The sequence below is a fragment of the Thalassobacillus sp. C254 genome (assembly GCF_001310615.1).
Genome location: NZ_BAXQ01000012.1, coordinates 41142 through 66275, shown reverse-complemented (window position 1 = coordinate 66275; position 25134 = coordinate 41142). Strand labels below are relative to the sequence as shown.

Annotated in this window: 24 protein-coding genes and 2 pseudogenes; 7 read left to right on the top strand and 19 right to left on the bottom strand. The window is 40.6% G+C overall.

Annotated elements, in window-relative coordinates; translation table 11 throughout:
- Positions 1-103 precede the first annotated feature (103 nt).
- Together cobA and JCM19033_RS12475 are read right to left on the bottom strand one after the other, a co-directional pair.
- Positions 104-1564 carry a uroporphyrinogen-III C-methyltransferase gene (cobA, locus tag JCM19033_RS12480; protein ID WP_054636539.1) on the bottom strand — a complete coding sequence of 487 codons (1461 nt, stop codon included), beginning with the start codon at positions 1562-1564 and terminating at the stop codon, positions 104-106.
- A gap of 381 nt (positions 1565-1945) precedes the next feature.
- Positions 1946-2398, bottom strand: coding sequence for a hypothetical protein (locus tag JCM19033_RS12475; RefSeq protein ID WP_054636538.1), 453 nt, complete (start codon positions 2396-2398; stop codon positions 1946-1948).
- A gap of 127 nt (positions 2399-2525) precedes the next feature.
- Between JCM19033_RS12475 and JCM19033_RS12470 the strand changes: the two genes are divergently transcribed.
- On the top strand, positions 2526-2873 hold the full coding sequence (locus JCM19033_RS12470; RefSeq protein ID WP_054636537.1) for a rhodanese-like domain-containing protein: 348 nt from the start codon (positions 2526-2528) through the stop codon (positions 2871-2873).
- Between the two features lie 180 nt (positions 2874-3053).
- Here the strand turns inward: JCM19033_RS12470 and JCM19033_RS12465 are convergent, their stop codons facing one another.
- A complete protein-coding gene (locus JCM19033_RS12465; protein ID WP_054636536.1) occupies positions 3054-3422 on the bottom strand; it encodes a DUF2512 family protein in 369 nt (122 codons plus the stop codon).
- Positions 3423-3863: 441 nt separating this feature from the next.
- Between JCM19033_RS12465 and JCM19033_RS12460 the strand changes: the two genes are divergently transcribed.
- Positions 3864-4568, top strand: a complete 705-nt coding sequence (locus tag JCM19033_RS12460) for an NlpC/P60 family protein (protein ID WP_054636535.1) — start codon at positions 3864-3866, stop codon at positions 4566-4568.
- 279 nt (positions 4569-4847) lie between these two features.
- Here the strand turns inward: JCM19033_RS12460 and JCM19033_RS12455 are convergent, their stop codons facing one another.
- Positions 4848-5108 (bottom strand): hypothetical protein, encoded by a 261-nt coding sequence (locus JCM19033_RS12455; RefSeq protein WP_054636534.1) that lies wholly within the window; start codon positions 5106-5108, stop codon positions 4848-4850.
- Positions 5109-5188: 80 nt separating this feature from the next.
- Entirely contained in the window at positions 5189-5689 is a 501-nt protein-coding gene (locus JCM19033_RS12450) for a DUF421 domain-containing protein (RefSeq protein ID WP_054636533.1), read from the bottom strand.
- A 448-nt stretch (positions 5690-6137) separates the two neighbouring features.
- Here JCM19033_RS12450 and JCM19033_RS12445 point away from each other — a divergent pair, with 448 nt between their 5' ends.
- Positions 6138-6482 (top strand): hypothetical protein, encoded by a 345-nt coding sequence (locus JCM19033_RS12445; protein WP_157049858.1) that lies wholly within the window; start codon positions 6138-6140, stop codon positions 6480-6482.
- A gap of 40 nt (positions 6483-6522) precedes the next feature.
- Complete coding sequence (locus tag JCM19033_RS12440) at positions 6523-6903, top strand: YndM family protein (protein WP_054636531.1); 381 nt, start codon at positions 6523-6525, stop codon at positions 6901-6903.
- A 19-nt stretch (positions 6904-6922) separates the two neighbouring features.
- Here the strand turns inward: JCM19033_RS12440 and JCM19033_RS12435 are convergent, their stop codons facing one another.
- The 8 genes and pseudogenes from JCM19033_RS12435 to JCM19033_RS12400 all read right to left on the bottom strand — a co-directional run bounded on the left by JCM19033_RS12435 (position 6923) and on the right by JCM19033_RS12400 (position 14913).
- On the bottom strand, positions 6923-7738 hold the full coding sequence (locus JCM19033_RS12435; protein ID WP_054636530.1) for a class I SAM-dependent methyltransferase: 816 nt from the start codon (positions 7736-7738) through the stop codon (positions 6923-6925).
- 190 nt (positions 7739-7928) lie between these two features.
- Positions 7929-9566, bottom strand: a complete 1638-nt coding sequence (locus tag JCM19033_RS12430) for a Na/Pi cotransporter family protein (RefSeq protein WP_054636529.1) — start codon at positions 9564-9566, stop codon at positions 7929-7931.
- A gap of 166 nt (positions 9567-9732) precedes the next feature.
- On the bottom strand, positions 9733-10263 hold the full coding sequence (locus tag JCM19033_RS12425) for a response regulator transcription factor (RefSeq protein WP_198153496.1): 531 nt from the start codon (positions 10261-10263) through the stop codon (positions 9733-9735).
- A gap of 400 nt (positions 10264-10663) precedes the next feature.
- Entirely contained in the window at positions 10664-12415 is a 1752-nt protein-coding gene (gene arsA, locus JCM19033_RS12420) for an arsenical pump-driving ATPase (protein ID WP_054636527.1), read from the bottom strand.
- A gap of 12 nt (positions 12416-12427) precedes the next feature.
- Positions 12428-12787 (bottom strand): arsenite efflux transporter metallochaperone ArsD, encoded by a 360-nt coding sequence (gene arsD / locus JCM19033_RS12415; RefSeq protein WP_054636526.1) that lies wholly within the window; start codon positions 12785-12787, stop codon positions 12428-12430.
- 17 nt (positions 12788-12804) lie between these two features.
- Positions 12805-13223 (bottom strand): annotated as a pseudogene (gene arsC / locus JCM19033_RS12410) (arsenate reductase (thioredoxin)).
- Between the two features lie 16 nt (positions 13224-13239).
- Positions 13240-14544, bottom strand: a complete 1305-nt coding sequence (locus JCM19033_RS12405; RefSeq protein WP_054636525.1) for an arsenic transporter — start codon at positions 14542-14544, stop codon at positions 13240-13242.
- 15 nt (positions 14545-14559) lie between these two features.
- On the bottom strand, positions 14560-14913 hold the full coding sequence (locus tag JCM19033_RS12400; RefSeq protein ID WP_054636524.1) for a metalloregulator ArsR/SmtB family transcription factor: 354 nt from the start codon (positions 14911-14913) through the stop codon (positions 14560-14562).
- A 744-nt stretch (positions 14914-15657) separates the two neighbouring features.
- On the opposite strand from JCM19033_RS12400, the gene JCM19033_RS12395 reads away from it, so the two are divergent.
- A complete protein-coding gene (locus JCM19033_RS12395) occupies positions 15658-16836 on the top strand; it encodes a CapA family protein (protein WP_054636523.1) in 1179 nt (392 codons plus the stop codon).
- Positions 16837-17361: 525 nt separating this feature from the next.
- On the opposite strand, the gene JCM19033_RS25805 is transcribed toward JCM19033_RS12395, so the two are convergent.
- Together JCM19033_RS25805 and JCM19033_RS25800 are read right to left on the bottom strand one after the other, a co-directional pair.
- A complete protein-coding gene (locus JCM19033_RS25805; RefSeq protein ID WP_054636522.1) occupies positions 17362-17850 on the bottom strand; it encodes a metal ABC transporter solute-binding protein, Zn/Mn family in 489 nt (162 codons plus the stop codon).
- Positions 17829-18359, bottom strand: coding sequence for a metal ABC transporter solute-binding protein, Zn/Mn family (locus tag JCM19033_RS25800; RefSeq protein ID WP_054636521.1), 531 nt, complete (start codon positions 18357-18359; stop codon positions 17829-17831). Before JCM19033_RS25800 ends, JCM19033_RS25805 begins: the two co-directional genes overlap by 22 nt.
- A 330-nt stretch (positions 18360-18689) precedes the next feature.
- Here JCM19033_RS25800 and JCM19033_RS12380 point away from each other — a divergent pair, with 330 nt between their 5' ends.
- Positions 18690-19340 (top strand): hypothetical protein, encoded by a 651-nt coding sequence (locus JCM19033_RS12380; protein ID WP_054636520.1) that lies wholly within the window; start codon positions 18690-18692, stop codon positions 19338-19340.
- 279 nt (positions 19341-19619) lie between these two features.
- Here the strand turns inward: JCM19033_RS12380 and JCM19033_RS12375 are convergent, their stop codons facing one another.
- A complete protein-coding gene (locus JCM19033_RS12375; protein WP_054636519.1) occupies positions 19620-19868 on the bottom strand; it encodes a GlsB/YeaQ/YmgE family stress response membrane protein in 249 nt (82 codons plus the stop codon).
- A gap of 365 nt (positions 19869-20233) precedes the next feature.
- Here JCM19033_RS12375 and JCM19033_RS12370 point away from each other — a divergent pair, with 365 nt between their 5' ends.
- The gene (locus JCM19033_RS12370; RefSeq protein WP_083465431.1) at positions 20234-21250 is read left to right on the top strand and encodes a peptidoglycan-binding protein; all 1017 of its coding nucleotides are present in this window, start codon (positions 20234-20236) and stop codon (positions 21248-21250) included.
- An 85-nt stretch (positions 21251-21335) separates the two neighbouring features.
- Here the strand turns inward: JCM19033_RS12370 and JCM19033_RS12365 are convergent, their stop codons facing one another.
- The 3 genes and pseudogenes from JCM19033_RS12365 to JCM19033_RS12355 form a co-directional block, all read right to left on the bottom strand.
- Positions 21336-22202, bottom strand: a complete 867-nt coding sequence (locus JCM19033_RS12365; RefSeq protein WP_054636517.1) for an MBL fold metallo-hydrolase — start codon at positions 22200-22202, stop codon at positions 21336-21338.
- Positions 22203-22599: 397 nt separating this feature from the next.
- Positions 22600-23730, bottom strand: a complete 1131-nt coding sequence (locus JCM19033_RS12360) for an FAD-binding oxidoreductase (protein WP_054636516.1) — start codon at positions 23728-23730, stop codon at positions 22600-22602.
- Between the two features lie 83 nt (positions 23731-23813).
- A pseudogene (locus JCM19033_RS12355) lies at positions 23814-25126 on the bottom strand (6-phospho-beta-glucosidase); the annotation flags it as partial.
- Positions 25127-25134 lie beyond the last annotated feature (8 nt).

Genomic DNA, 25134 nt, shown 5'->3' with positions numbered 1-25134 from the left:
GAATAATTTATCTATTCTACATGCATATTTAACGAGTTAAAAAACAAAGTCTCTGAACCTTTCTAACCAGGATTATAGAATTCACCTGCCCCTTCTATTTTCATTAGGCTTTTGCCGCTTGAGATAACGAGCTTTCAGCTGTCAGCCACTCAGTAAATTCTTCTTTGCTGCTAAATACTAAGGAGATAGGCATCCCTTCCCTTTTCACTAGCTCTGCTGTCTCTTTTCCTATACAGAAAACAGATAAATATTCACCTGCCTGATCAGCGTCCATTCCTTGCTCTTTCATAAAATGGAGAAATGAGTGGGCCGATTCACAATCTGATAGAAGAAGTGTATCTGCATGTCCGTCATCAATCAGACGATGAAGCGTTTCTGAAAAGACTGATGAGATTTTCTTCTGATGTGTAACAGCAAATTCTTTGTTCATAGAACTAGATAATGAGAATCTGTCTTCCTCCCGGCCTAAAAATAAAGGTCTCTCCATTTTCATCCTGTCTCCTAACAGGCTTGATTGAATTCCATATGTTTGAAGCTCTTCTTGTACTTTAGAATCAACTGTGTAAACAGCCTGCTGTACTTGTCTTACATCCTTGCCTTTACGTCCAAGACTCTTGATAAAGATTGAGATACTTTCTTTAGAAAGGAAGACTAATTCCTTAAAGCTATCTAGCTTTGACAAATAGGAGGTGTCTTTTCCTTCTATTACATTTTGACTAGGTTCGTATACATCTAATCTGGCTTCAGCAAGCATAGCTTTAAGATAAGAATGGTTGTTTCCTTCCGGAAGTATAATACCTTGGCTCACTACAGTAGAGCGTTCAAACCATTTCAGCTTTCTTCTCAAGCTGACAATGTCTCCCACAAGAGTAATGGCCGGATTGGCTATCTTCTGCTGAACCACTTTATTTGAGATAGTAGAAAGTGTTCCTTCTACTGTTCTCTGTTTGCCAAAGGTTGCCCATTCTACAACAAGAACTGGTGTTGTGGAAGGTTTCCCGTACGTAACGAGCTGTTCACATATATAAGATAAGTTCTTCATTCCCATGTAAAAGGCGATCGTATCAATTCCCTTTGCCAGTGAGTCCCATTCCAGCACAGGCTTACCATGTTTATCCTTGCTGTGACCGGTTACCATTGCAAAGGATCCACCAAACTTCCGGTGAGTAACGGGCACCCCTGCATACATAGGGGCTGCAATTCCGGATGTGATCCCCGGGACAATTTCATAATCAATCTCATGTCCTGCAAGGAGTTCTGCTTCTTCGCCCACTCTTCCAAATACTGATGGGTCTCCGCCTTTAAGCCTTACAACTTTAAGCCCTCGCCTTGCATATATCAGAAGCTGTTTTTGAATATCCTCTTGCCTTAACGTATGCTGGCACGGCTTTTTCCCGCAATAAACTAACTGGGCATCTTCCCTTGTTTCCATCAGTAAGATGGGATGAACCAAACGATCATATACAATTACATCTGCTTCCTGAAGCAGCCGTCTGCCTTTCACTGTCAGCAATTCTGGATCTCCAGGTCCGGCTCCTATAAAATACACAATCCCTTGTTTCATATTTCCCCACCTTTTGGTCTTCATCTTTGTTAGCATTAACGTTTGATGTGAAGTTCTTGATATAAAGTATTGTAAAGGAGGAAATGTTTGTTTTGTTAAATGGTGTTAGATAACCTCACACAAAAATTCCCACTACCCTTACTCTTATGAAAAACACTTTGTCGCGGGCGGGAGGAGGTAACGATTAGAACGATTCAGAATGAAAAATTGTGATCAAAAGGTATTCATGAAAAATACATTCTAATTGTTCACGACACTAGATACCACCTCAGCTTTTTTAAGAGTTCTCATATACTTGGGCAATGCAAGCCCAATAGAAAAATAAAAAAACACCCGCCCTTCTAAGAGCAGGTGTCTTTCAAGAAACTCTCTATTATAATGTCACCGGTTTTCCAAAGCTTTCTCAAAAATATACTTCTTTTCAGGTAAAGGAAGCATACAAAAAGTATTCTTTGTTTCTCCTTTTTTCTTCATCTTCATAATAGATTGGCAGAAACCGCATGTATCATTTGCATGAATTAATGGATTTTCATCGGGAAACCAATCCTTTTCTTCTTTTACATAGTAACCGTGGAGCTTATAAATCGTCCCATCCTTTAACTTTGCAATTATTTCTAGGTGAGACCCTTGCTGAAGCTCTCCATCATTTGAATAGTTCGTAACGAGCTTTTCCTTTTTCTCTTCCAGACTTACATGTTCAAGCGTAAGAAAATCCTTTAATTCATTTGTCCTCAGTTCATGCCAGCCTTGTGTTTCCTGTCCCGTTTCCCGCAAATAATTCAGATGCTCTTCATACCTTGAAAGGTAGAGATGCACAGGCTCTCTTCCAGGCATACTACTTCCCCCTTTTCCTGCATTTTAACATATCGTTTAATTATGTTACTTTATTAACAATGAACATTCGAGCAACAGAAGAGTCCCCCTTACCAATAAAAAATTCTATAAGGACAGGTGAGCACCATTGTCAAAAGAAATGGATGGAATTAAACAACTTTCTTACGAAGAGTTAAAAGAGATCTATGAGAAGAGTGATCAGGATAAAATTATAGTTGATGTCCGGGAAATAGATGAATATATTGCAGGACACATTCCTCGTATCCCGCTCATTCCAATGAGTGAAATTGCAGAGAAGGCTGGAGACTTTGATAAAAGCAAAGAACACATTTTTATTTGCCGAAGCGGCCGGCGAAGCAGCAGGTGGCTCTCTTCTTTCAATCACAAGGAATCACTTGCTATAATTTCTCTGGAGGCATGCTTACTTGGGAAGGACCACAGGAAACAGGGGAAGAAAACATCGTTACAGAAGTAAAAGACATCTATAAATAAAAGGTGCCTGGCACCCTTGGCGACTGTAATATTTCTCTCCCTATATTCATACTGGCTCAAGACTTTCTCCATTTTCTATATTACAAACACCTCAGGTGCCTGGCACGCCCCTTGTCTCTCCAAAAAGAGGACGACCTTTTCAGGATCGTCCTCTTTACCTATTCTAAGATGAATATACTCCCTCGATTTCTGGATGAACCTGCTTGGACACATATTTGTGAAAGACCCATTCTCCCGCTGCAATAATAATTGCAGAAATAAGTGCAGGGATAAATGGTACTTCCGTTCCGTAGATTGGAATAGCAGCAAACCAGGTCATAAACAGGACAACAGCAAAGTCACTTATGGTAGCTGTCATGTTATTGGCCTTCCTTAAAATCAATAAATCCCCAACAATATAAGAAACAGCCACAATAAGAAGAGACAATACAATGGTGCTCAGTACCGGGTAGCCGTAAAATCCGCTCAAAACAACAAGTAATACGAGGGCTACCATGGCAATTTTCATTGCTAACGCTTTGATGTGTGCCATAACTACACCTCCTTGTCACATCACATACCCACTGTTTTCCAAATTTAAAACCAAATTTCAAATCTCTTTCCAACTCTTTCTATATTTCTTTAATGTTACAAAAGTAATTTCAGAAATCCAGATATTTGATTATAAAAACAAAAAAACCTGCTAGCAAAGGGAGATAGACAGCTGCCCGCTTTTTTTCCTCTATTACATAATATTACAAGTAAAATAACAAAGATTACCTTTGTATAACAAAGAGATAGGATGTATTGTACAAGGAGTTTCAGGGTGGTACATTACTCATTGTAGTCATGACAACAACAAGCCAAGCGGTTAATTAAATAATAAATTTATGAAGAAAAAATAAGGAGGTGTAATCCAGTTTTATAACTGTCAGTTTAGGTTTCTTAACATAGAAAACAAACATAGGGAAAGTTATAAAATAGGATTAAACATATGAAGAAATTTGTGATTTCAGCAGCTTTAGCAGGTGGACTCTTTTTAGCCCCAACAGCAGCGGATGCAGCATTCGGAGATAACACATTACGAGCAGGCATGAGTAACGGGGAAGTTTCTCAACTTCAAGAAACTCTTAAAGAAGAAGGACATTTCAACCATAGTGTAACTGGTTATTTCGGACCAATCACGAGACAAGCAGTAATCGACTTTCAGCGTGAGCAAAATATTCAAGTAGATGGAATTGTCGGGCCGCAAACATTTGGCGAAATGAACGTGAGCGGAAATGGATCCAGCACAGCCACTTCAACATCTTCAAACCAAACACAAGTAGCGGGAGCTTCTACTACTTCTAACGCTACAGGTATTGTAAACACAGCTAAATCATTACAAGGAACTCCTTATGTATGGGGTGGGACATCACCAAGCGGATTTGACTGCAGCGGTTTTGTTCAATATGTATTTAACCAAAATGGAAAATCAATTCCAAGAACAGTATCCGAAATGTATAACGCTTCTACAAAAGTGTCTAATCCTCAGGTTGGCGATCTAGTATTCTTTGAAACTCGTACGGGTCCTTCCCATGCAGGGATTTATATCGGAAACAACCAATTTGTGCACTCTGGGTCTTCCACTGGCGTTACAGTTGCAAGCTTGAGCAACTCTTACTGGAGTCAAACTTACATCGGTGCAGGCCGCATATAAATTAATTCGGCTTAAATTTCTCTTCCTTTTCCTTCATCCCGTTCTGGGTGAAGGCTTTTTTATTTATGTAATTTCACTTCCCCTTTCTTCTTACACTTAAAACTCCATTTTCTAAAAAACCTCTCTTAAAAGTAAATATTTATTTGAAACAGGTAATCATGCTTATAAAAAATTCAAACTCTCCCTAGCTGACCTTTTTCAATACCACATCTAATTTGCAGTCCCTAGAAAACAAGTCTTCTTACAATAACACCAGTAGCTTAACAGAAAAAAGAAGACTCACATACGTAAGCCTTCCTCATATTTATATAGTAAGCCAGCTGTTGGTGAACTGGATTCATAGTACACTTTTCCAAATTCTTTTCCTTCTTGTTCTTTCTGCGCGTTAATTAAAACAACTAAGCAGTCTTTACAAGAATCGTCCACCCCTGTACAGCTAGCCGTTATCTCTTTTGCATTTTCACTGGATGCCCATGATACTTCATGAACGACATGTAACTTTCTACGATGACAATAAGTCTGTTCCCGGTGTATATCCATATATTCACCTGCCTGTGGGGTTTGTTTTCTATTCCCACTTCTTAACTAAAGAAAACTAACTTTTAAAAGGGTCAATTACGCTATTTCTTTACATCCTTTAATGCTTCTCCCTCTTCTTCTCCTTGAATTACTGATAGTGAGCCATCCGTCTCCAACACTACTGCTTTTACATGATGTAATGAAGGCTGACCATTTGTTCTGACGGCTTGCTTTATTTCATCTTTGTTTATCCTTTCTTTTTTCATAGCTTCTATATTAAAATTCCCATCATAATAAAGTAATCGGGGTTCCGCTTTAATCAATCTGTTAACAGCAGAAACCCTGACAGAAAGCGAGGTGACTATAAATTGCAGAATAATAAGCATGGCTAAAGCCGCCACCCCTTCTGCATAGGTAACCTCTTCATTGAGAAGTATAGTGGCCACTGTTGAGCCTAGGGCTATAGTAATAATAAAATCAAACATATTCATTTTTGAGAGCGTTCTTTTACCTGATATTCTCAGCATGAATATAAGAAGGGGATAAATACACAGCGAGATAATAACCACTCTTATGATTCCTTCCCAGTCCTCAAAAAACATGTTCCAACCCTCCTTCTTTATGAATGTGACTGATAAGCCTTTCCAAAGGAAGACCCCGGAGAGTACCTAATAAAGATTAAAGAATGTTTATTGTTTTCTTTATTTACCTCTTTCTCAGACCTGAAACGTCTTTACCGTTTTCCTATACACGTCCCCCTCCACTCTGCCTCCTCAAGCCCAATACCCATTTGGTAAACGGCTTCCTTCGCAAAAATTAATTGTTTAACTGTGCAAAAAAGGTGGAAGAACATGTACAAACCGCACTGATAAACTAAGCTCAAAAAATTAGTTTCCAAAAAAACACAGGAGGGATGACCGTGTCTAAAGAACAAAAAGGGAAAAGCGGAAGTAAATTAGTAACTGCCATAACTGTAGGGGCCTGGCCGGGGCAGCCGCAGTATTGATCGACTCAAACACACGCTCTAAAGTGAAGGGCAGCACAACACAAATGAAAGATTCAGTGGCAAAAGTGGCGTCTGATGTAAAGGAAGATCCGTCTGGCACAAAAGATCAAATGATGGACCGTGTACAGGAAGCTACAAATGTATTGAAGGAAGCAGTAGATGGCTTGCAATCTCTATACGATAAAGCAAACGATGAATTATTTGATAAGGTATCTGAAGTAAAAGAAGATACCCAGGAAGTCATTTCCTCAGCTAAAGAAGCAGGGGAAGACTTGCAGGAAGTAGGAAGCAAGGTAAAAGAAGCAAAAGACGAATTAACAGGGAGCGATAATCAATCAGCTGCAGAAAATAACGGGGCCGTAAACAATATTACTGACCGCCCTGTTTAATATAGATTAATAGATCAGTGTGAAAGGAGAGGTGAAGGATATGGAACACTTAAAAGCGTTAGGAATTAAATTCGTGATGGTTGCTGTGGCTCTTTTCATAGTGTTAGGTTTCTGGGGAGTACCATTTGCAGAAATTCTTATTACCAGCTTAATTCTTACTGCAGGAGCTTATCTAATAGGTGACCTATGGGTGTTCCCATCCTTTGGCAACTGGACAGCAACCCTCACCGATCTTGGTCTTGCTTTTGCAGGAATCTGGATTTTAGGCGCCTTACTGTTTCCTGGTATTAACTTGCCGCTTGCTGCGTTTGTATCAGCTGCAGTGATAGCAGCAGGTGAATACTTTTTCCACAAGTTTATGGCAAGAAAGATACTGAACAGTAACAATCGTCATGTCAGAGAAGAAGCCCAAAGAGCTTAATAGAAAAACAGGCCACAGCCTACTCGACTGTGGCCTGTTTATTTTTTTTTAAGATGCTGACGTAAAATTCATGAGGTACTGCATGAATAGTAGATCCGAAAGTTTCTGTCACGTTATCCTGCACCTCTTGAAGAACCCGTTCTCTCTTGCTTCTCTCAAACATTGACAGCCACGACAAAGAACCTACTCTCCCCTTCCATTCACAAGGAGTAAAGCTCACCTCATAGCTGAATTTAAAGCAGTCTGTTAACTCAAAGCTATTCTCTTTCCATTCTTCAAACCACTCGACTGGGAAGCTATTAATTAACTGAGTTGAACCTGATTTGGACCCTGGAGACGTCATCTTCTGATGGGGCATATGTTTTTTTATAACCCGCAACGTATTTCTGATCAAAAGGCTTTGCTTTGGCAAAAACCCTGAATCCATTACAAGGAAGGTGCCGTCTTCTTTAAGGATTCTCCTTACTTCTTGTAATGCTTTTTCTCTGTCAAACCAGTGCCATGCCCTTAGGACGGTAACGTAATCATAACGATTGCCAGGAAGAGCGGTGTTTTCCGCTGTACGGTTAAAATAAGTAATGGAAACACCTTCTTTAGTGTCTATTTTTCCACCGAGATCGGTCAGATCCTTTGAAGGTTCAATGGCAATAACATTAGCTCCTTGCTTTGACAGCCCGCGTGTAAGGACCCCGGTACCTGCTCCAAGGTCTGCAATGTTACTCCCGTTAACCTCTATCCCTCTATTGGAGAGTTTAGTAAAAAGTGTATCAGGCAAATCATTTCTCCATTTAGCGTAATCATGAGCTACTGAGCCAAAGTTTACTTTCCTTGTCACGCTATCCCCTCGCCCTTTATTGGATGTAATTATGTTCCTATAATGGCACTTGTAACATGGTGAAGGTTATTCTGCTTCATACTCTCGTTAATGGTTTCTTGTTTGCACCTGACATTTCCTTTGTTTTTAGTTCAATTTCCCTCTACAAAAAAAGGTTGTCACCAATTGGGACAACCTTAACTTATTACTACTAGCTTGCTTGATCCGAGGTTTGAATCAAGCTTTCTACAATATTGGAAGCATGGTCTCCTATTCTTTCGAGATTGCTTAGCATATCTAAATAAATCATTCCATTTGTACCTGAACATTCGCCTGCATTCAATCGTTCCACGTGTGCTTTTCGGTTAAGCTTTTCTGTCTGGTCTATTTCCCCTTCAATCTCTAAAACTTCCATAGCTATATTTACATCTTCCTTTTCTAATGCTATTAAAGCCTTTTCTACAGCCAGCGAAGTAATAGAAACCATGTGAGCCAGCCCTTCTTTTGCTTCATCAGAAAATTTCACTTTATGAACCATTGCATGTTCTGACAGCTCCATAATGTTTTCACAATGGTCGCCAATTCGTTCAATGTCTGTCACGTTATGCATAAGCTGAGAATGAAGCTCTGATTGAGTCGGGTTTAAAGAAGCTTTTGAAATATGCGTAAGATAACTGATTATCTGTTTGTTTAAGTCATTTATGACTTCTTCTTTTCTTTTTGTAAGCTCCCCTTGCTTAGGATCCCTGCTGATCAGCATATCTGTAGAGTGGTGAACACATTCTCTTGACAGTGACCCCATACGCAATACTTCGAGTCTCACTTTTTCTAGTGCAAATGAAGGCTGCTTTAATAATTCTGGTTCCAGGTGCTTTGGCCCCTGCTCGACAATCTCATCTTCCCCTCTTATAATTTTTGGAATAAGGTAAGCGTACAAAGCAATTAGCGGCAGCTGCAGCAGGACGTTGACGGAGTTAAACAATCCATGGGCATAAGCGATTTCTCTTGCAATGTCGCCTCCAAGAGTAGAAGACATAAATAAAACTACTATTTGTACGACTGGCAGTATGATAAGGAACATTACTGTACCTATTACATTAAAAAATACATGAGTTAAGGCTGCTCTTTTGGCAGCAACTGTGGCTCCCAAAGAAGCCAGAACAGCAGTGATTGTCGTTCCAATATTGTCACCAAAAAGAATCGGGAGAGCTTGTTCAAGATTGACAAGTCCATCAACTGCCATAGTCTGAAGCACACCGATGGCAGCACTTGAGCTTTGAACCAGCATCGTAAAGAAGGCTCCGGCTACTACGCCTAAAATAGGGTTTTCGCCTAACGTAGCCATCATGTCCACAAATTGCGGCATATCCCTAAAAGGGTACAGCCCATCAGACATGGTACTAAGGCCAAAGAAAATCATTCCAAAACCAAAGAAAACTTGTCCAATGTTATTTATAGACTTCTTATTAAAAAAGAAAATTAAGAATGTACCAAATGCCAGAATCGGCAGAGCATAATCACCAATTTTGAAGGAAATCATAAATGCGGTTAGCGTTGTACCCAGGTTTGCGCCCATAAGCATGGGAATCGCTCTTCTAAAGGTAAGCAAACCAGCGTTAACCAGTCCTATAATCATAACTGTTGAACCCGTGGAAGTCTGGAGCAAGGCAGTTACAAGGGCACCGGCTATCACACCTTTAATAGGATTATCCGTGGCTTTCTCCAAAATACCACGAAGTCTGTCTCCAGCTGTGTTTTGGAGGCCGTCACTCATATATTTAATACCAAAAAGAAAGATTCCTAACCCTCCAAAAAATAAAAACGCCATGGTTTGCATATCTATATCCATCAGTTGTTCCTCCTATGAATTATCATTTCCATAGCTGATCATAACAACCGATTGTTAATGATATATAGATTCAATGTAAAGGTTTTGTAAATTTCATCTTTGTTTTATTAAACATACTGCTGTCATTCTCGAAATGGTGGTGTGCAAGCAAAATAAAAACCCCTGCTTATGCAAGAGGTTTAAAGAGTTGGTATTGATTCGTTTCGTGCCAGGGATCAACAAGGACATATCCTACTCTGTTAATTGTTTTCAAATAAACAGGCTTTGTTCTGACAGGCTCAATCTTTGCCCGTAAATTGCTTATATAAGTATCAATGATTCTTTCATTTACATTTTTATCAAATGTTTGCGCTAATTCTTTTCTTGTTAGCGGCCTTCCTCTGTGTCGATACAGGTATAGTAGAAGTTTACGTTCCTGGATGCTTATGTCGTGCACTCGATTACCTACCTGTATTTTATAGCTTTCTGGGAGAATCTTCAAATCCCCCACCGTTAATACCTTACCGGTTTGCTCCTCAGTTCTTTGTCCGTTATTTTCTCGAAGCAGCCTTTTGACTCTGGCGGCAATTTCTCTGCCTCGTTCAGCATCTGTACAATAATCGGTCGCTCCGGTCTCTAATGCAAGTACAACTTCCACTTCTTTGGCCTTATCCTTTACAAACATAATAGGCAGGGAGTGATTTTCATATCTTATCATTTTACAAATGTCTATTTCTTTCCCAGCCGTGTCCTGCTCTCCAATTATTATGAAAGTAATATTTTTAGAAGTAAGCCAGCGCATGGAAAATTGTTCACCCTTCATGGTGAGAAGGCAGTAGGGCCCATTAGATAGTTTGACAAAAGATCTTTTATGGTAGAACTTTTTTCTAAAACTAATATGTTTTTCTTATTTTCCAAAGCCCTCACCACCTCCTCATTACCAAAACAGAGAGTACGCTCTGTCCTGCCCCTTCAATTTACTATGGGAGTGTTAACGTATGATTGCTGAAGTGTAAATTGTTTGTTAATTAATGTGTAGAGAATGTCAGTCAGCTCACAGCTTTTCCAGTTTGTATAAAATAAAAAACATATCTGACTTAACAGATATGTTTTACGTACTATTTCGTTCTAACTGATAAAAGGGAATCACTTTTCCAAGGAAGTAAGCAAACTTGTTCAGCTTCCTTACTCTTCACTCGTTCAATCCACTTTTGTTCCACCAGTCCTTTTGCTTTTAATATCGGGTCCTCCGTATGGGCTGCTGACAAGCTCTGATTTAACACCCACCAGCTGGGAAACAATTCTGCCCGCTTCAAGTCTTCCTGTAAGCGGCTCGCTTCAAGAACTGGAGTTGCTTCCGGCAATGTTATTACCACGATGTCAGTTTGCTCAGAATCACGGAGCCGAGGAAGGAGCTTCTTAACCTCTTCAGGAACTTGTCCTGATGTGCGCTCAAGTTCCTGATTATAAGACTCGGAAGCATCAAGAAGCAATAATGTATGGCCGGTAGGTGCCGTGTCTATAATGACAAATTCTCCTTCTGCTCTCGCCACAACTTTAGCGAAGGCCCTAAAAACGGCTATTTCTTCTGTACAAGGGGACATAAGGTCCTCTTTCAAAAAATCCATCCCTTCTTCATCCAGCTGGTCTTTTGACTGCGCAAGCACTTCTGATCGGTACTTTTGCACTTCAGCCTGGGGATCGATTGAACTTATACTTAAGTTTTCAGAAAGGTCATTTTCCTTTATAAACATGGAAAGGTGAGAAGCAGGGTCTGTTGTTGTTAAATGTACACGGTGTCCTTGTGAAGCAAGTTTCATGGCAATTGTTGCAGCAACCGTTGTTTTTCCAACTCCTCCTTTTCCCATGGTCATCACCACTCCAGCAGACTTGGAACTCAAATGGGTGATAAACCCTTCCAGTCCAGGCAGGTCTGTTTGAGGCACTTCCTCAAGAGGAGTAACATCAGCTTTTTCACTGAAAAACCAACGAAGAGAATCAATGCCTGTTAAGGAGTATGGAACATAGGGAAGCTGATAAACAGGTCTTTCTCCAAACAAGGATTCTGTTTCCTTTAATGCTTCCTGTTGCTTTTGGTAAAAAGCCTGAGCTGTCTCGTCCTCTATATCAGCAGGGGTATAAACACCATTAATAATAGCATGCTGGTTTGAAAGGCCCGTTTCTTTTAGTTCTTTAGCGGCCCTTACGGCCTCTGTCAGGGAAGAATAGTCCGGCCTTGAAACTAGAAGAAGCATGGTCTTTTCATAGTCAGACAGCGCATGTACTGCAGCTTTGTAAAGTGCTTTTTTCTCCTCAAGTCCTGCGAGCGGACCTAAGCAGGACGCTCCGTGGGTACTTTCTTCAAGAAACCCTGACCAGGCTGCCGGGAGCTGGAGAAGACGCAGAGTATGTCCGGTTGGTGCTGTATCGAAAATAATATGATCATACTCATTTTCCAGCTTCTCCGTTGTCAGAAGGCCCGCAAACTCATCAAATGCTGCAATTTCCACTGTACAAGCTCCTGAAAGCTGCTCTTCCATTTGATTAATCGCTGATTCTGGAAGAAGGCCCCGGTATGGACCAACCACCTTTTCTCTGTACTGTTCTGCTACTTCCTCAGGATTAATATTAATAGCAGAGAGACCTGGAACCTTTTCAATATCTGTAATGTCTGTTTGGATTTCCTGTTCAAACACGTCCTGGAGATTAGAAGCAGGATCCGTGCTTACTATAAGCACACGTTTGCCGCTATCAGCCAGATTTACAGCAGCTGCACATGCAGTTGATGTTTTTCCGACTCCCCCTTTTCCTGTATAAAAGAGAAAAGGCGTTAAATCTAAATTCATAGGGTTAAATCTAGGATAAGTCATGGTAATGCTCCTTTAAAGCAAAGTAATATTGTTCCCACTAGAAGGCTTGGATGATATTTTATCCTCACTTAGTCCGCTCCACTTGGCAAATTCCTGGTTTGTCGGGTACTTCCCTGTTTTCACAATTGTCCCATCAACCATGACAGCCGGAAGGGCGTCGTCCGCTCCCTTTACGTGTAACAGCTCTTTAATCGCTTTTTCTTCAATGAAAGCTTGCGGCTCTGATCCTAGGTTAAACCTTCTTATATCTATATTTTCTTTTTCGAGCATAAAGATTGCTGTCGCTACTCTTGTCAGCTCAGGATCTACACTTGGACCACAGACTCCTGTGTCACAGCACATCGCAGGATCGTATATTCGAATAATTCCCATTCAGATCACTCCTTTTATTACTTCCCCGTCTCGGCAAACCTCTTAATTCTTGCACCGATTTCATCACGGACACGCTGGAAGAACTTCCACTGTTCTTCATCTGTCCCCTCCGCCTTTGCAGGGTCATCGAATCCCCAGTGTTCCCGCTCTTTGTTTGGAGCGTTGCCGGACAGACATCATTTGCATGGCCGCATAAGGTCACAACTAGATCTGCTTTACTTAATATATCCCGATCAATGGTGTCAGACGTTTGATTTGAAATGTCAATTCCTATTTCATTCATAGCCTTTACAGCCTTAGGGTTCACTCCGTGAGCTTCTATGCCCGCTGAATAAACCTCATACCTATCCCCTAAATAATGATGGCCAAACCCTTCTGCCATTTGACTGCGGCAGGAGTTCCCTGTGCACAAAAAATAAATAATCGACTTTTCCATTTGCTATTCTCTCCTTTTACATCATTGATAATATAAGAAGCCATAGATACAGACCCACAAGGGTGATAAAGAGAGTCGGCACGGTAAGGATAATCCCTACTTTAAAATAATAGCCCCATGATATCTTTACACCCTTTAACGCAAGAACATGAAGCCACAGCAACGTAGCCAGTGATCCTATCGGGGTAATTTTCGGTCCTAAATCAGCTCCTATAATATTGGCATAAATTAATGCTTCACGGAGAATTCCAGACGTATCTGTTTCGGCTATCGCCAAAGCATCAATCATAACGGCAGGCATATTATTCATGACAGAGGAAAGAATCGCTGCGATAAATCCCATTGAAATGGTAGCAACAAATAACCCTTCATCGGCTGCAGCCTGAATGACCACAGCAAGTAAATCTGTCAGACCGACATTGCTCAAGCCGAAGACGACGACATACATCCCTATAGAAAATACCACTATGGCCCACGGTGCACCTTTCATGACTTTCCCGGTATTTACGGCAGGGCTTTTTCTTGCCATGATAATAAAAAAGATGGCAATTGCACCGGCTACAAAGGAAACCGGAACCTCAACAAACTCACTGACGAAGTAACCTGTAAGCAGAAGGCCAAGAACTATCCAGGATAAACGAAACATTTTTTCATCTCGTATCACTTCTTTTGGTTTTTTCAACATCGACATATCATAGTTCTTTGGTATATCTTTTCTAAAGAATAAAAAAAGCACTAAAATACTGGCGCCTAAAGCAAAAAAGTTCGGAACAATCATTCGGGAAGCATATTCCACAAAACCAATATTAAAAAAGTCTGCTGATACAATATTAACGAGGTTGCTGACGACTAATGGCAGCGACGTCGTATCTGCAATAAATCCACTTGCCATAATAAAAGGAAAAATCATAGCTTCTTTAAAATGAAGAGCCCGCACCATCGCTAATACAATAGGTGTCAGAATCAACGCTGCTCCGTCGTTAGCAAAGAATGCCGCAACGATTGAGCTTAATATGGTTACGTAGATAAACATCCGGACACCATTTCCTTTGGCAGCCCTTGCCATATGTAACGCAGACCACTCAAAGAAACCAATTTCATCTAAAATAAGTGAGATAATAATAATAGCTATAAACGTTAACGTTGCATTCCATACGATTCCTGTTACTGTCGATACATCTTGAAAGCTTACAATCCCGGCTGCCAAGGCAAGCACTGCTCCAATAGCGGCAGACCAGCCAATGGACAGACCTTTGGGCTGCCAGATGACCAGCACTAATGTAAACAGGAAAATAAGAACTGCAAGTACAGTTGTCGTCATTTCCTACTCCTCCTACTAGTCACACCGAATACGCAATCCATTCTGTGCTAACTCGTCAAGCACTGCTGTCTGATCTGGTATATATGACAAAATATCCTCAATTACCGGGTAGAGATCAGTTTCTTTGTTAAGTGAATAAAACATCCACTGTCCTTTTCGTTTTTCTTTTACGATTCCCACATCTCTAAGCTTTCGTAAATGCTGACTGATGGCTGGCTGGCTGACTTGAAAAATTTCAACAAATTCACACACACAGCACTCACTTTGTTCAAGCATTTTAAGCATCCTTAACCTGTTTTGGTCTCCCAGCAGCTTAAAAACTCTCGCTGCGTCTGCAAACTCAATCTGTTTAACCTTTTTAACTGACATAGGCCGTTCACCTCCTAAACCTAGGATAACAAATCATATAAGCATATGCTAATATGATAATAAAATGTAATCAAACCTTTACAAATTTACATTCTTGCTATTCTCTATTAACATTTCGATCTTTCGCTTATGATTCGCTCATAAACCAAAGGCTGGTGAAATAAATGAAACAGGAGTTAATTTTGATTGTGGAAAGCGAATAAAAGCTGGCACGGGTGATCTGGGAGTTTGAATATGAAGGCTATGAGGTTGCTGTTATGTTACACGTAATCCTCAATTGAAATACAGTGGATAAAGCAAACGAAAGGTATTTACATGCTGGTGACAGGAGATAAAGAGGATACAAAAATCCCCCAAGGTACTTTATCTTGGGGGATTTATTTTAATAAAAAGATATTTATTATCTTTGTCTGGTAAGAACATGCCATGAACCGACACAAATGTTGTTTCTAATTTTTATCACCGTAAAAATTTATTGTTTTCTCCTAGTGAAAAGTATTTCCTTAGGGCAACTATTGTTATAATATATATTTATAATGGAAAATCAAAAGTATTGAGATTAAGAATATTTATCACTCTTTTAAGATAGAGAGAAAAATGATTCTACCACTTATGTTCTGGTCTTCATAAAAGTTTTAAATAAAAAGAAGTATTACCAAGGAGTTTTCTAAATGAAAAAAAATAAACTAACGTTGAAAAGAAAAAATTCTTGCGACAGGAAAGAAACATAAGAAAAAAGCCACTTTGCATTCCATTGCAGCTATTGGGGTTTGTGTGATCTTGTTAGCATCTGCTAGGGTATTCGCTTCAACGCCTCCAGAAGTGGAATTTACAATTGATGAAAATGATGTACTATTTTCTTCTTCCATGGTCGGGGATTTAATGCTGGGAAGGCATGTGGAAGAGGTAGCAGATCAGCATGGATTTGAATATATTTTTAAATACGTAAGACCCATTTTTGAACAATCTGACTTAACAACAGGAAATTATGAACACCCTGTACTCTCAGCTGATGAGGAGGAATATGATGCGGCTGATAAGGTCATTCACCTCTATTCACAGCCTGAGGCTGTTCAAGCGATTGAAGATGCTCATTTTGATGTGGTTAGTCTGGCCAATAACCATATGATGGATTACAAAGAAGAAGGCCTTGTTACTACACTAGAAACGTTTGATCAGTCAACGGTAGATGTGGTGGGCGCTGGATTGGATTTAGATGAAGCGATCATACCCTATGTAGAAGAAATCAATGGGCTGACAGTTGGTGTAGTCGGGTTCAACGACGTTCACTATTCTGATTTAGAAACGGTAAGTGAGGATGATTCGGGCGTACTGACAACAGATCCAGACCATATTGCTCTCACGATGAGAAATCTTTATGACCAGTACGATCCTGATCTTGTCATTGCACATTTTCATGCCGGCACGGAGTACGACAGTGCACCTACCACACGTCAAATAGAGTTAATTCGCTTTATTGCTGATGCGGGGGCGGACATTGTCGTTGGTCACCACCCGCACGTTTTACAATCTGTAGATACGTACAATCATAGCTTTATTATGTATTCCACCGGAAACTTTATTTTTGACCAAGGATGGACTCGGACAAGAGACACTGTCGTTGCTAATTACCAATTGCATCACGATGGATATGCGACATTAGAATTGTTACCCTTTCGGATTTTTGAAGCACAGCCTCGTCCTTTAATAGGAACCACCGGCGAACTTCATAAAATGCGCATTTTCAGACAGTTGACAAAAGATACAATGAATACTGAAAGCATAGTAGAAAATGATGAAAGGTTAGTATTTGAGATTGATCATTCCCATGTTATCGACCGAATGAATAGAGAAAATGGGCAGGAGGAAAATGTTCAAGAAGCAGTTGAACAGACAGAAGAAGCAGGACCTTTTACTGAATAGGCTTTCTGCTCTTTGAAGTATAGCTTCTACCATTGGAACTTTGCTTTCCTTAAACCAGAAGGGACGAGACATAGCCAAGGTGCAGGTTATGTCTCATTTGAAAAGGAAGGGAAATGTTGTTCTTTTTGATGGCAAAGTCAGCGTTACAGTCACTACACTTCTTATGTTCTGCTTATTCGGGTGATATTTGCCCTGATTATCCTTGCCTTTGTTATTTATCGAAATCGTTATATAGAAATAGAGGTAAATCCCAAGAAGGCATAGGAAGAAAGGGAAAAAACGAGACAGTCAAAAAGAAAGAAGAAGATTCTAACTGATGAGGGAATGTTAAAACCGTTGGCTGATAAAAAAGAGGAAAAGAAAAAGAATGATTATTATATAAATCCAAAGATGTGAGGGAAAGAACGGTCTGAAACCCATCGGATCACTCCTTCTTTTATATAATGCTTTAATAAATACAGCAAAAGATGACTGGGAAGAACCAGTCATCTTTTGCTTTTTTCTTTGGAATGATTTTTTTCCGTGTTATTGACTTAACCCGTTTACAATGGTTTCTACATTGTGCTCCATCATATCGATATAAGTTTCTGCTCCACTGCCTTCTTGTCCCACGGCATCTGTATAAACAAACTCCTCATAAATTTCTACTCCAGAGTTTTCAGATACAGTTTCCATATACTGCGGGTTAATAGTTGATTCGAGAAACAAGGCTGGCAGGTCTTCATCTCTTGCTAGATCAACAATTCGGTTAATTTGGCCTGGGGTTCCTTCCTCGTGGGAATTAATGGACCAGATACCATCTGTTTCAAATCCATAATCTCTTCCAAAATATTTGAATGCATCTTCCGATAAAACAATGATGCGATTATCTTCTGGTACTTCTTCTACTTTTTCTTCTGTCCATTCATGGAGGTCTTGTAACTCTTCCAAGTAGGCCTCTGCATTTTCTCTATATTCTTCTTCCCCCTCAGGGTCTCGTTCAACCAAGTCTTCTACAAGATTTTCAATATACACAGAGGCTGCGCTTGGAGATAGCCAAGCATGAGGTCATGCCCGTCATCTCCTTCAAGTGCTATAGGATCTACCCCTTCGGATAGTTCTACAATGGGAACATCCCCAACATTTTCAACCAAGCCTCCCAGCCACTCTTCAAGGTCTAGACCATTGATGTAAAAAACTTCTGAATCGCTGACCTTTTGGAAGTCACTTGGCACAGGCTCATATTCATGTGGTTCTTCTCCAATTGGAACTATGTATTCTACCGTTCCCCGATCCCCAACAATGTTGTCAGCAAAATCTCCGATCACAGAAAAACTGGTCGTTACGTGAATCTCTTCTCCATTACCATCAGCTTCCTCGTTATTATCCTCAGTTTCTGTGTCAGTGTCCTGTTCTTCTTCAACGGTTTCTTCTTCAACGGTTTCTTCTTCAACGGTTTCTTCTTCTACTGTTTCTTCATCTGTCTCGCCACAGCCGGCTACTACTACTGTAGATATTTTCATTAAAACTAACCATTTTTTCACTTTCTCCATCTCCTCTGCATATAGATTCTTATATTTTGCTTCATATAAAACTATTAGACTTAGGTAAAAAAGTTACCTTTTTAAAAATATGTTTCCCTAAACCAACATAATGAATTTTCCCATAAACCTTATTTTCTGTCTAGGGTTTTCTAGGAAAAAATATTGTTTTTTTGTACGTGGCACAAAATAAATCAGCATAACAGAAAACATGTAAAATGTTTTAATACTGTACATTTCCCTGCGGTTTATTCTATTTTCTTTTTTTACATTTCATTGTATAAATCCTATGATAATGGTAGTAAACCTATTATTTTCAAGAAGGACTCCCAGATGAAAAAGTTTATGGTCGCAAGCATCGGAACAGTAGTTATTGCTGGTGGAATCTTTTATTCTGCTTCTGCTCTTATGATCCCCGAAAATGTACAAGAAGAATATGCTGAGACATACGGAGAGGAAGAGGAAGAGGAAGAGGAAGAAGAAGTGGAGACAGAAGAAGCAAATGACGACTTAGTGGAAAGAGAAATTCACATGGGACACGCTACGATGAATGGCTATGTTATGTATGGTTGGGATCATAGCAATTTCAATCTTGAGAATTTAAAGGCTGCAATCGAAACTCGCCCTCAAAGTGTCGAGGATGCCCTTGAAGATGTTACTGATCCTTCCCTCCACCGTGATTTTGAAGATATCCTATCTCTTTGGGGTGAGTTAGAAGCCAATGTAGATGATGTTGAGGAACGAAATCGCTTGGTTCATGAGCTTCAAAAGATATATAGAGACTTAGATTACTATGTAAGAGAAAACGCTCGTTTTGATCCTCCTAACATCACTCATTACGGGAAAAGCGTAGGCTATCAAGAGGTAAAGGATCAAAGAACGGATGAACAGATAAAGCGTGAACAAGAATCCGAAGAAACAATGAGAGAAATGGAGATTCATTGGGATGATCGGTATGAAGAGAATGAACCACACGAATCATAGGTGAAGAGGAAAAAAGAATCATGGGACACGATGAATAGAGAAAATTTTAGAAAGGTTCAAAATTGGCTACTCCTTTAGTGTTTTGGTTTAGGTATAATGTTCACACTATTTATGGCCATATAGGACGTTTATAAGCAGGACAGTGATCCTGCCTCAGTTAATTATTTAAGTGGCTTTGTATGCTCTCTATTTTCAATGCAGCTTATAATATGAAAAACCCGAATATGGACACTTTTTATACGTGTCCATATTCGGGTTATGATTCATGTCTGCTATTTTTTACTTTCTAATTACACGGAGAATGATCGAAACAATGGCTATGAAAATAATGGCCCCTAATAATGCCGGGAAAATAAAAATGTCACCGAGTTCAGGTCCCCACTCACCGAAGAGATTGCCTCCTATCCAGGCACCTACTACACCGGCAACAATATTGCCGATAATACCTCCCGGCAAGTCTTTACCTAAAATCATGCCGGCAATCCAGCCAATTATACCGCCTACAATCAATGTAATTATTAGTCCCATTTTCCTATACTCTCCTCTCTTTCTAGTAATGAAAAAGATGAATAATATCTTCTTACAGAGAGCTATTCCTCATTTAAAGCTTAATAAATCACCTTTTTTTTATGAAAAAATTAGTGAGAATGTAAAACTATTCATATAGACACTAAAAAAAATGTCAATAAGCCTTCTGTCGTTTTTTGATTATTATGTTTTTCTTCTCTTACCCTGGCGTTTTTATATTATTACAATATTCAACCTAATATTACATTTATATTTCAATTAACCATATCAGTTGTTCACTATAATGGAATTTTAGTAATATTTAGATAACACATTAAACGGATATTATGGCGGGAGGTGGCCTCACCTATAAGGTGCGGGAAAATATGAAAAAGTTTATGATTTCTACAATTTTTGTAAGTACATTGCTTTTAACACCTAAAGTTGCTGATGCTGCTCTCGGCGATCAAACACTGCGTATTGGAATGAGAGATAACGATGTTACTGAATTACAGGAACTTCTTAAACGAGAAGGACTGCTTCGAGGCGGTGTGGACGGTATCTTTGGTCCACAGACCAAGCAGTCGGTCAAGGACTTCCAAGCACGCAAAGGCTTAACGGTTGACGGCATTGCCGGCCCTCAAACATTTAGTGCTATGAATGTCAGGAGCTCTTCAGCTGCCTCTTCACCTTCATCATCAAATTCCAGCTCTTCTAACTCTGTTCAGCAAAGCAGTTCTTCTTCAAACAGCTTCAGCTCGACTCTTAGACAAGGAATGCGAGGAAGTGAGGTCTCAAGCTTACAATCAGCACTTAAGGACAAAGGATTCCTGCAGGGAAGTGTGGACGGTGTATTCGGGCCCCTAACCGCCCAGTCAGTCCGTAATTTTCAGCGCTCTGCCGGTATTGCGGTTGACGGTATTGCCGGTCCTCAAACGTTTAATGCTCTAGGGAGCAGTATTGTTTCAAATAGCAGCAGTAACAGTAATTCCAGCAGCTCAGCAGCAAGCAACACATCTGCATCTAACCGGCAGAGCTCAGGTTCCTCCACCATTGAAAGCACTATTCGTACAGCCCAAAGCTTAACAGGCACACCATATGTATGGGGAGGCACAACCCCAAGAGGATTTGATTGCAGCGGCTTTATCCAATATGCTTTCAAGCAGCATGGAGTAAATCTGCCCAGAACAGTCGCTCAAATGTATAACCAGCTTACAAGAGTTTCTTCTCCTCAAAGAGGAGATATTGTATTCTTTAATACAAGCTCAGGCCCATCACATGCCGGGATCTATTTAGGTAACGGGCAATTTATTCACTCTGGAGCGTCCACCGGTGTTATTATTGCCAGCATGAGTAATTCTTATTGGGCACCAAGATACTTGGGAGCGGCAAGAGTAAATTAACCACCTACATATAAATATCAAACGTCATGAACATATAGTTATAATAAAGCACCCTGTCTTTTACAGCAGGGTGCTTTATTATTGGTTACATTTTCTGATTATAGGCATCTGCATACTTTCCTTTATCAGGAACGGCAATTTCCTGAAAGTTTTCTACCAGGCTTATTAATCCTTCCTTTAATTGATCACCTGCCATAGGAAGCCCGTGTCCAGTAACAGCCACTGCCGGATGCAGTTGATTAATTTTTTGCACAGAAGCCTCTGCCTGAAGCCAATCTGGTGTAAAGTACCTTGGCGGCCCGCTGATTTCCTGCTCTTGTATTAGGACTTTATAAAGGTATTCTTGTTTCACTGTTACAAATGCATCCCCCGCTATCAATGCCCGGTCTCTCTCACGAAAGAATGAGACATGCCCAGGAGTATGTCCAGGTGTATGATGCCATTTCCATTCCTTCAAAAACGGAACAGTGCCATCCAGGGGAAGCTGTTGTACGTGATTTCCTAAATCTACAGGTTCATTAGGAAACATTCCCGACAGCTTAGCAATCATCCCTCCTTCTACACTCGGATCAGGCTCTGGATAACTTTTATTTCCTTGGAGAAAGGGCAGTTCCTCATTATGAGCATAGACAGGTACTTGCCAGTGAGTAATTAAGTCAAGAATTGCTCCTACGTGGTCAAAGTGACCATGGGTTAAAAAAATAGCTTGAGGCCTGGCTCCTTCCCCGAAAGTCTCTTGGACAGCTGCTATAATTTCCTTGGCTGACCCGGGCATTCCTGCATCTACTAAGACAAATTCCTTTGTATTTTGAGAATCACTTATAAAAGCAATGTTTACGATTTGAATCGTCTTGCAGTAAATATCTGGGAGCACTTGGACACTCAGGCCGTCTGCCAGTGATGTAGCCGGGATGATCTTATAATCTCCCCCCAGGTGCATTTCTTTTTCCACTTTACCTCCACCTTTCGTCTAACAAGCAACGTCTTTATTATCAGTCCCTGTTCTCCCTTTTATGTAAAAAGAACAGCTAAAGGTCAATCATCATTTATAAACTGACTGCAGACCAGGGCACAGAAGTAATTCTGTTAAGTTCAACACCACCCAGTACGTTTTGGGGCATGAAATACTGCAAAAGACTCAGTGAATGCAAAAAAAGCAGACCAAAAGTTAAATACAATGATCTGCTTTGCTGAATAGATATTATCTGCTTTTCACCAGAAGATTAACTCCTTCTACTCTTTTCACTCGATTTTTCATCTGGTCGTTATATTTATCATGTACCCACCGTAGTATACTTTCAAGTAGGAGAGAAAGAACGCAAAAAAGAACCCTTTGAAGCTCTTGATCTTTAAGAATGAGGATCGCTTTCTGCTATCGCCTGCAGCAAAGAATAATTTTCCAGATCCAAACCAACTTCCATACCCATTGCTACATTGGCAAGCTCTGAACCGAGATAAGGGCCAACAGTAAGACCCGAAGCCCCTAACCCATTTGCAATAAGAAGACCTTCTTTTTGAGGAGCTTTCCCTATTACAGGCAGAAATCCAGGAGTCATAGGCCGAAAACCAACTCTTGTTTCAAGGAAAGTGCTATGATAAAGACCTGGCGCTACATGTAATGCCTTTTCAAGGATCCCATGCACCCCGCCAGCCGTTACTCTGTTATCAAACCCTGCCTCATCCTCGTGAGTTGCCCCCACGATGATTCTTCCCTCTTCAAACGAGAGGAGGTAATGATTGCTTGGCGGCATGACAACTGGCCACTTGTTAGTTGGTACATCCATTTCAAGGTGAACAATCTGGGCTTTCTGGGCGGAGACCAACAGATTGATCCCTAAAGGTGCCACTAACTCTCTTGCCCAGGCTCCTGCTGTGACAATTACCTGGTCTCCATATATTTGATTTCCTTCTACTTCTACTCCCGTTACCCTGTCTTTAGTAAAAAGTAAAGATGCGTCTCCGTAAGTGATAGAGGCTCCTTTTTTTTCAGCCGCGTTTATAAGAGCCTTACATAAGGCTCTCCCATTCACTCTTGCCCCTCCGCTGACATGGACAGAGCCATACTCTTCCGAGATTGGCGGAAAGAGAGATTTCGTTTCAGCAGGGGAAAGCAGAGTAATCTCCCCTATTTCTGGAGCATCCTCTCTTCGTTTCATCGCTCTTTCTACTGTTTTTTTAAGCTTCTGTTCATCGGTATGAAGACTGATTGCTCCTACCTTTTCATATCCTGTCTCGTATTCGCCTTCCTCGGCAAGCTCTTTGATTAGCTCTGGATAATACTTAGCTCCGTTTTTCGCCAAATGATACCAGGCTTTGTTTCTTCTTTGAGTAAGCCACGGACAGACGATACCAGCAGCAGCGTCAGTCGCCTGGCCAGGATCTCTCCGGTCAACTATTGTAACCCTGGCCCCGCTTTTAGCTAAATGATAAGCAGTAGAAGCTCCTAATATTCCTGCTCCAACTACTACATATGATGTCAATTGTATGCACCTCGTTCCTGAGTTCTCGTGGCTATTTTACCAGCCTTGCCCCTGTGAACAAAGCCGTCACCCCCAGGTATGTGAAAAAATTGCGGGAGGTGCTCCCTATGTGCTTCCATCATTTCTTTCACAAGCTGTTTTGAAGTCCGAAGAGATGGTACTAAAGGATTAGCATACATTGCTTTTACTGCTTCTGTAACGTCACCGCTTACAGCTGCACTGACTGTTTTTTCCTCAAACTCTTTCAACTCTTGAATCAGCCTATACCCCTTAGATGGAAGCTTACCTGCATTGCATGGTACAGGACCATCTTTTGTAATGAAACAGCTGACTTCAACAGCTGAATCAGAAGGCAAGGATTTAATTGCTCCATTATTTCGAGTATTCACTGCTTGAATATCACCTTTGTCTGTGTAAATGGAAGTGATTAAGCGTACGGCAGCTTCCGAGTAGTAGGCCCGCCCCTTTCCTCAAGCTGGTGAGGCTTTACAGCGAGAGATCGATCTTTATAGAGTGTAAAAAGATCTTTTTCTATTTCCTTCACTACTTCTGCACGTGTTTTGCTTTGGGCAGCTTCTGTCTTGCACACTTTCACGATATCCTCGGTCTTTATATAGTATTTATAATATGGGCTGGGCAGAGCTTCTAATTCCTTAATAAATTCCGGCTCCCACCCCAGCCTTTTTATATCCTTTTTCATAAGCTCTATCTGTGGAGCTGTCAGGAGGTTATGTATTTTTTGCGTAACGTCCACTCCATCAACTGATACACTAAGTCCAAACACCATGTGATTCAAACCTGCAAAATCAATATGAATTCTAGAAGAAGGGTGCACATTCAGTAATTTTGCTACAGCTCTTTCCATTTTGACAGGGACATTGCACAGCCCAACTGCTTTCTTAATGTTAGAATGGCGAAGAACGGCTTCAGTAATAATACCAGCGGGGTTGGCAAAGTTGATCAACCATGCATCCGGGCAAAGCTCTTCCATGTCCCGACAGACATCTAATACGACTGGGATTGTCCGCAGTGCTTTAAAAAAGCCTCCAGGGCCAGTCGTTTCCTGGCCCAGAATACCATGTTTTAAAGGAAGCTTTTCATCTTTGACTCTTGCATCCAACAGGCCGATACGAAACTGCGTAATCACAAAATCAGCATCTATCAGTGCTTCTTTTCTTTTTAAAGTCTGAGTAACCTCAATGGGCAATTCTGCTTTGGCAATCATCCTTCTGGCGAGGTTCCCGGCTATTTCCATCTTTTCACGTCCTGCTTCAATATCTGTCAGCCACAGCTGCTTAACGGGAAGAGATTGGTAATTTTTAATAAGCCCTTCTACAAGTTCAGGAGTATAACTGGATCCGCCTCCTATGACTGCTATTTTTACTCCCTTTCTCATGCCCTGTC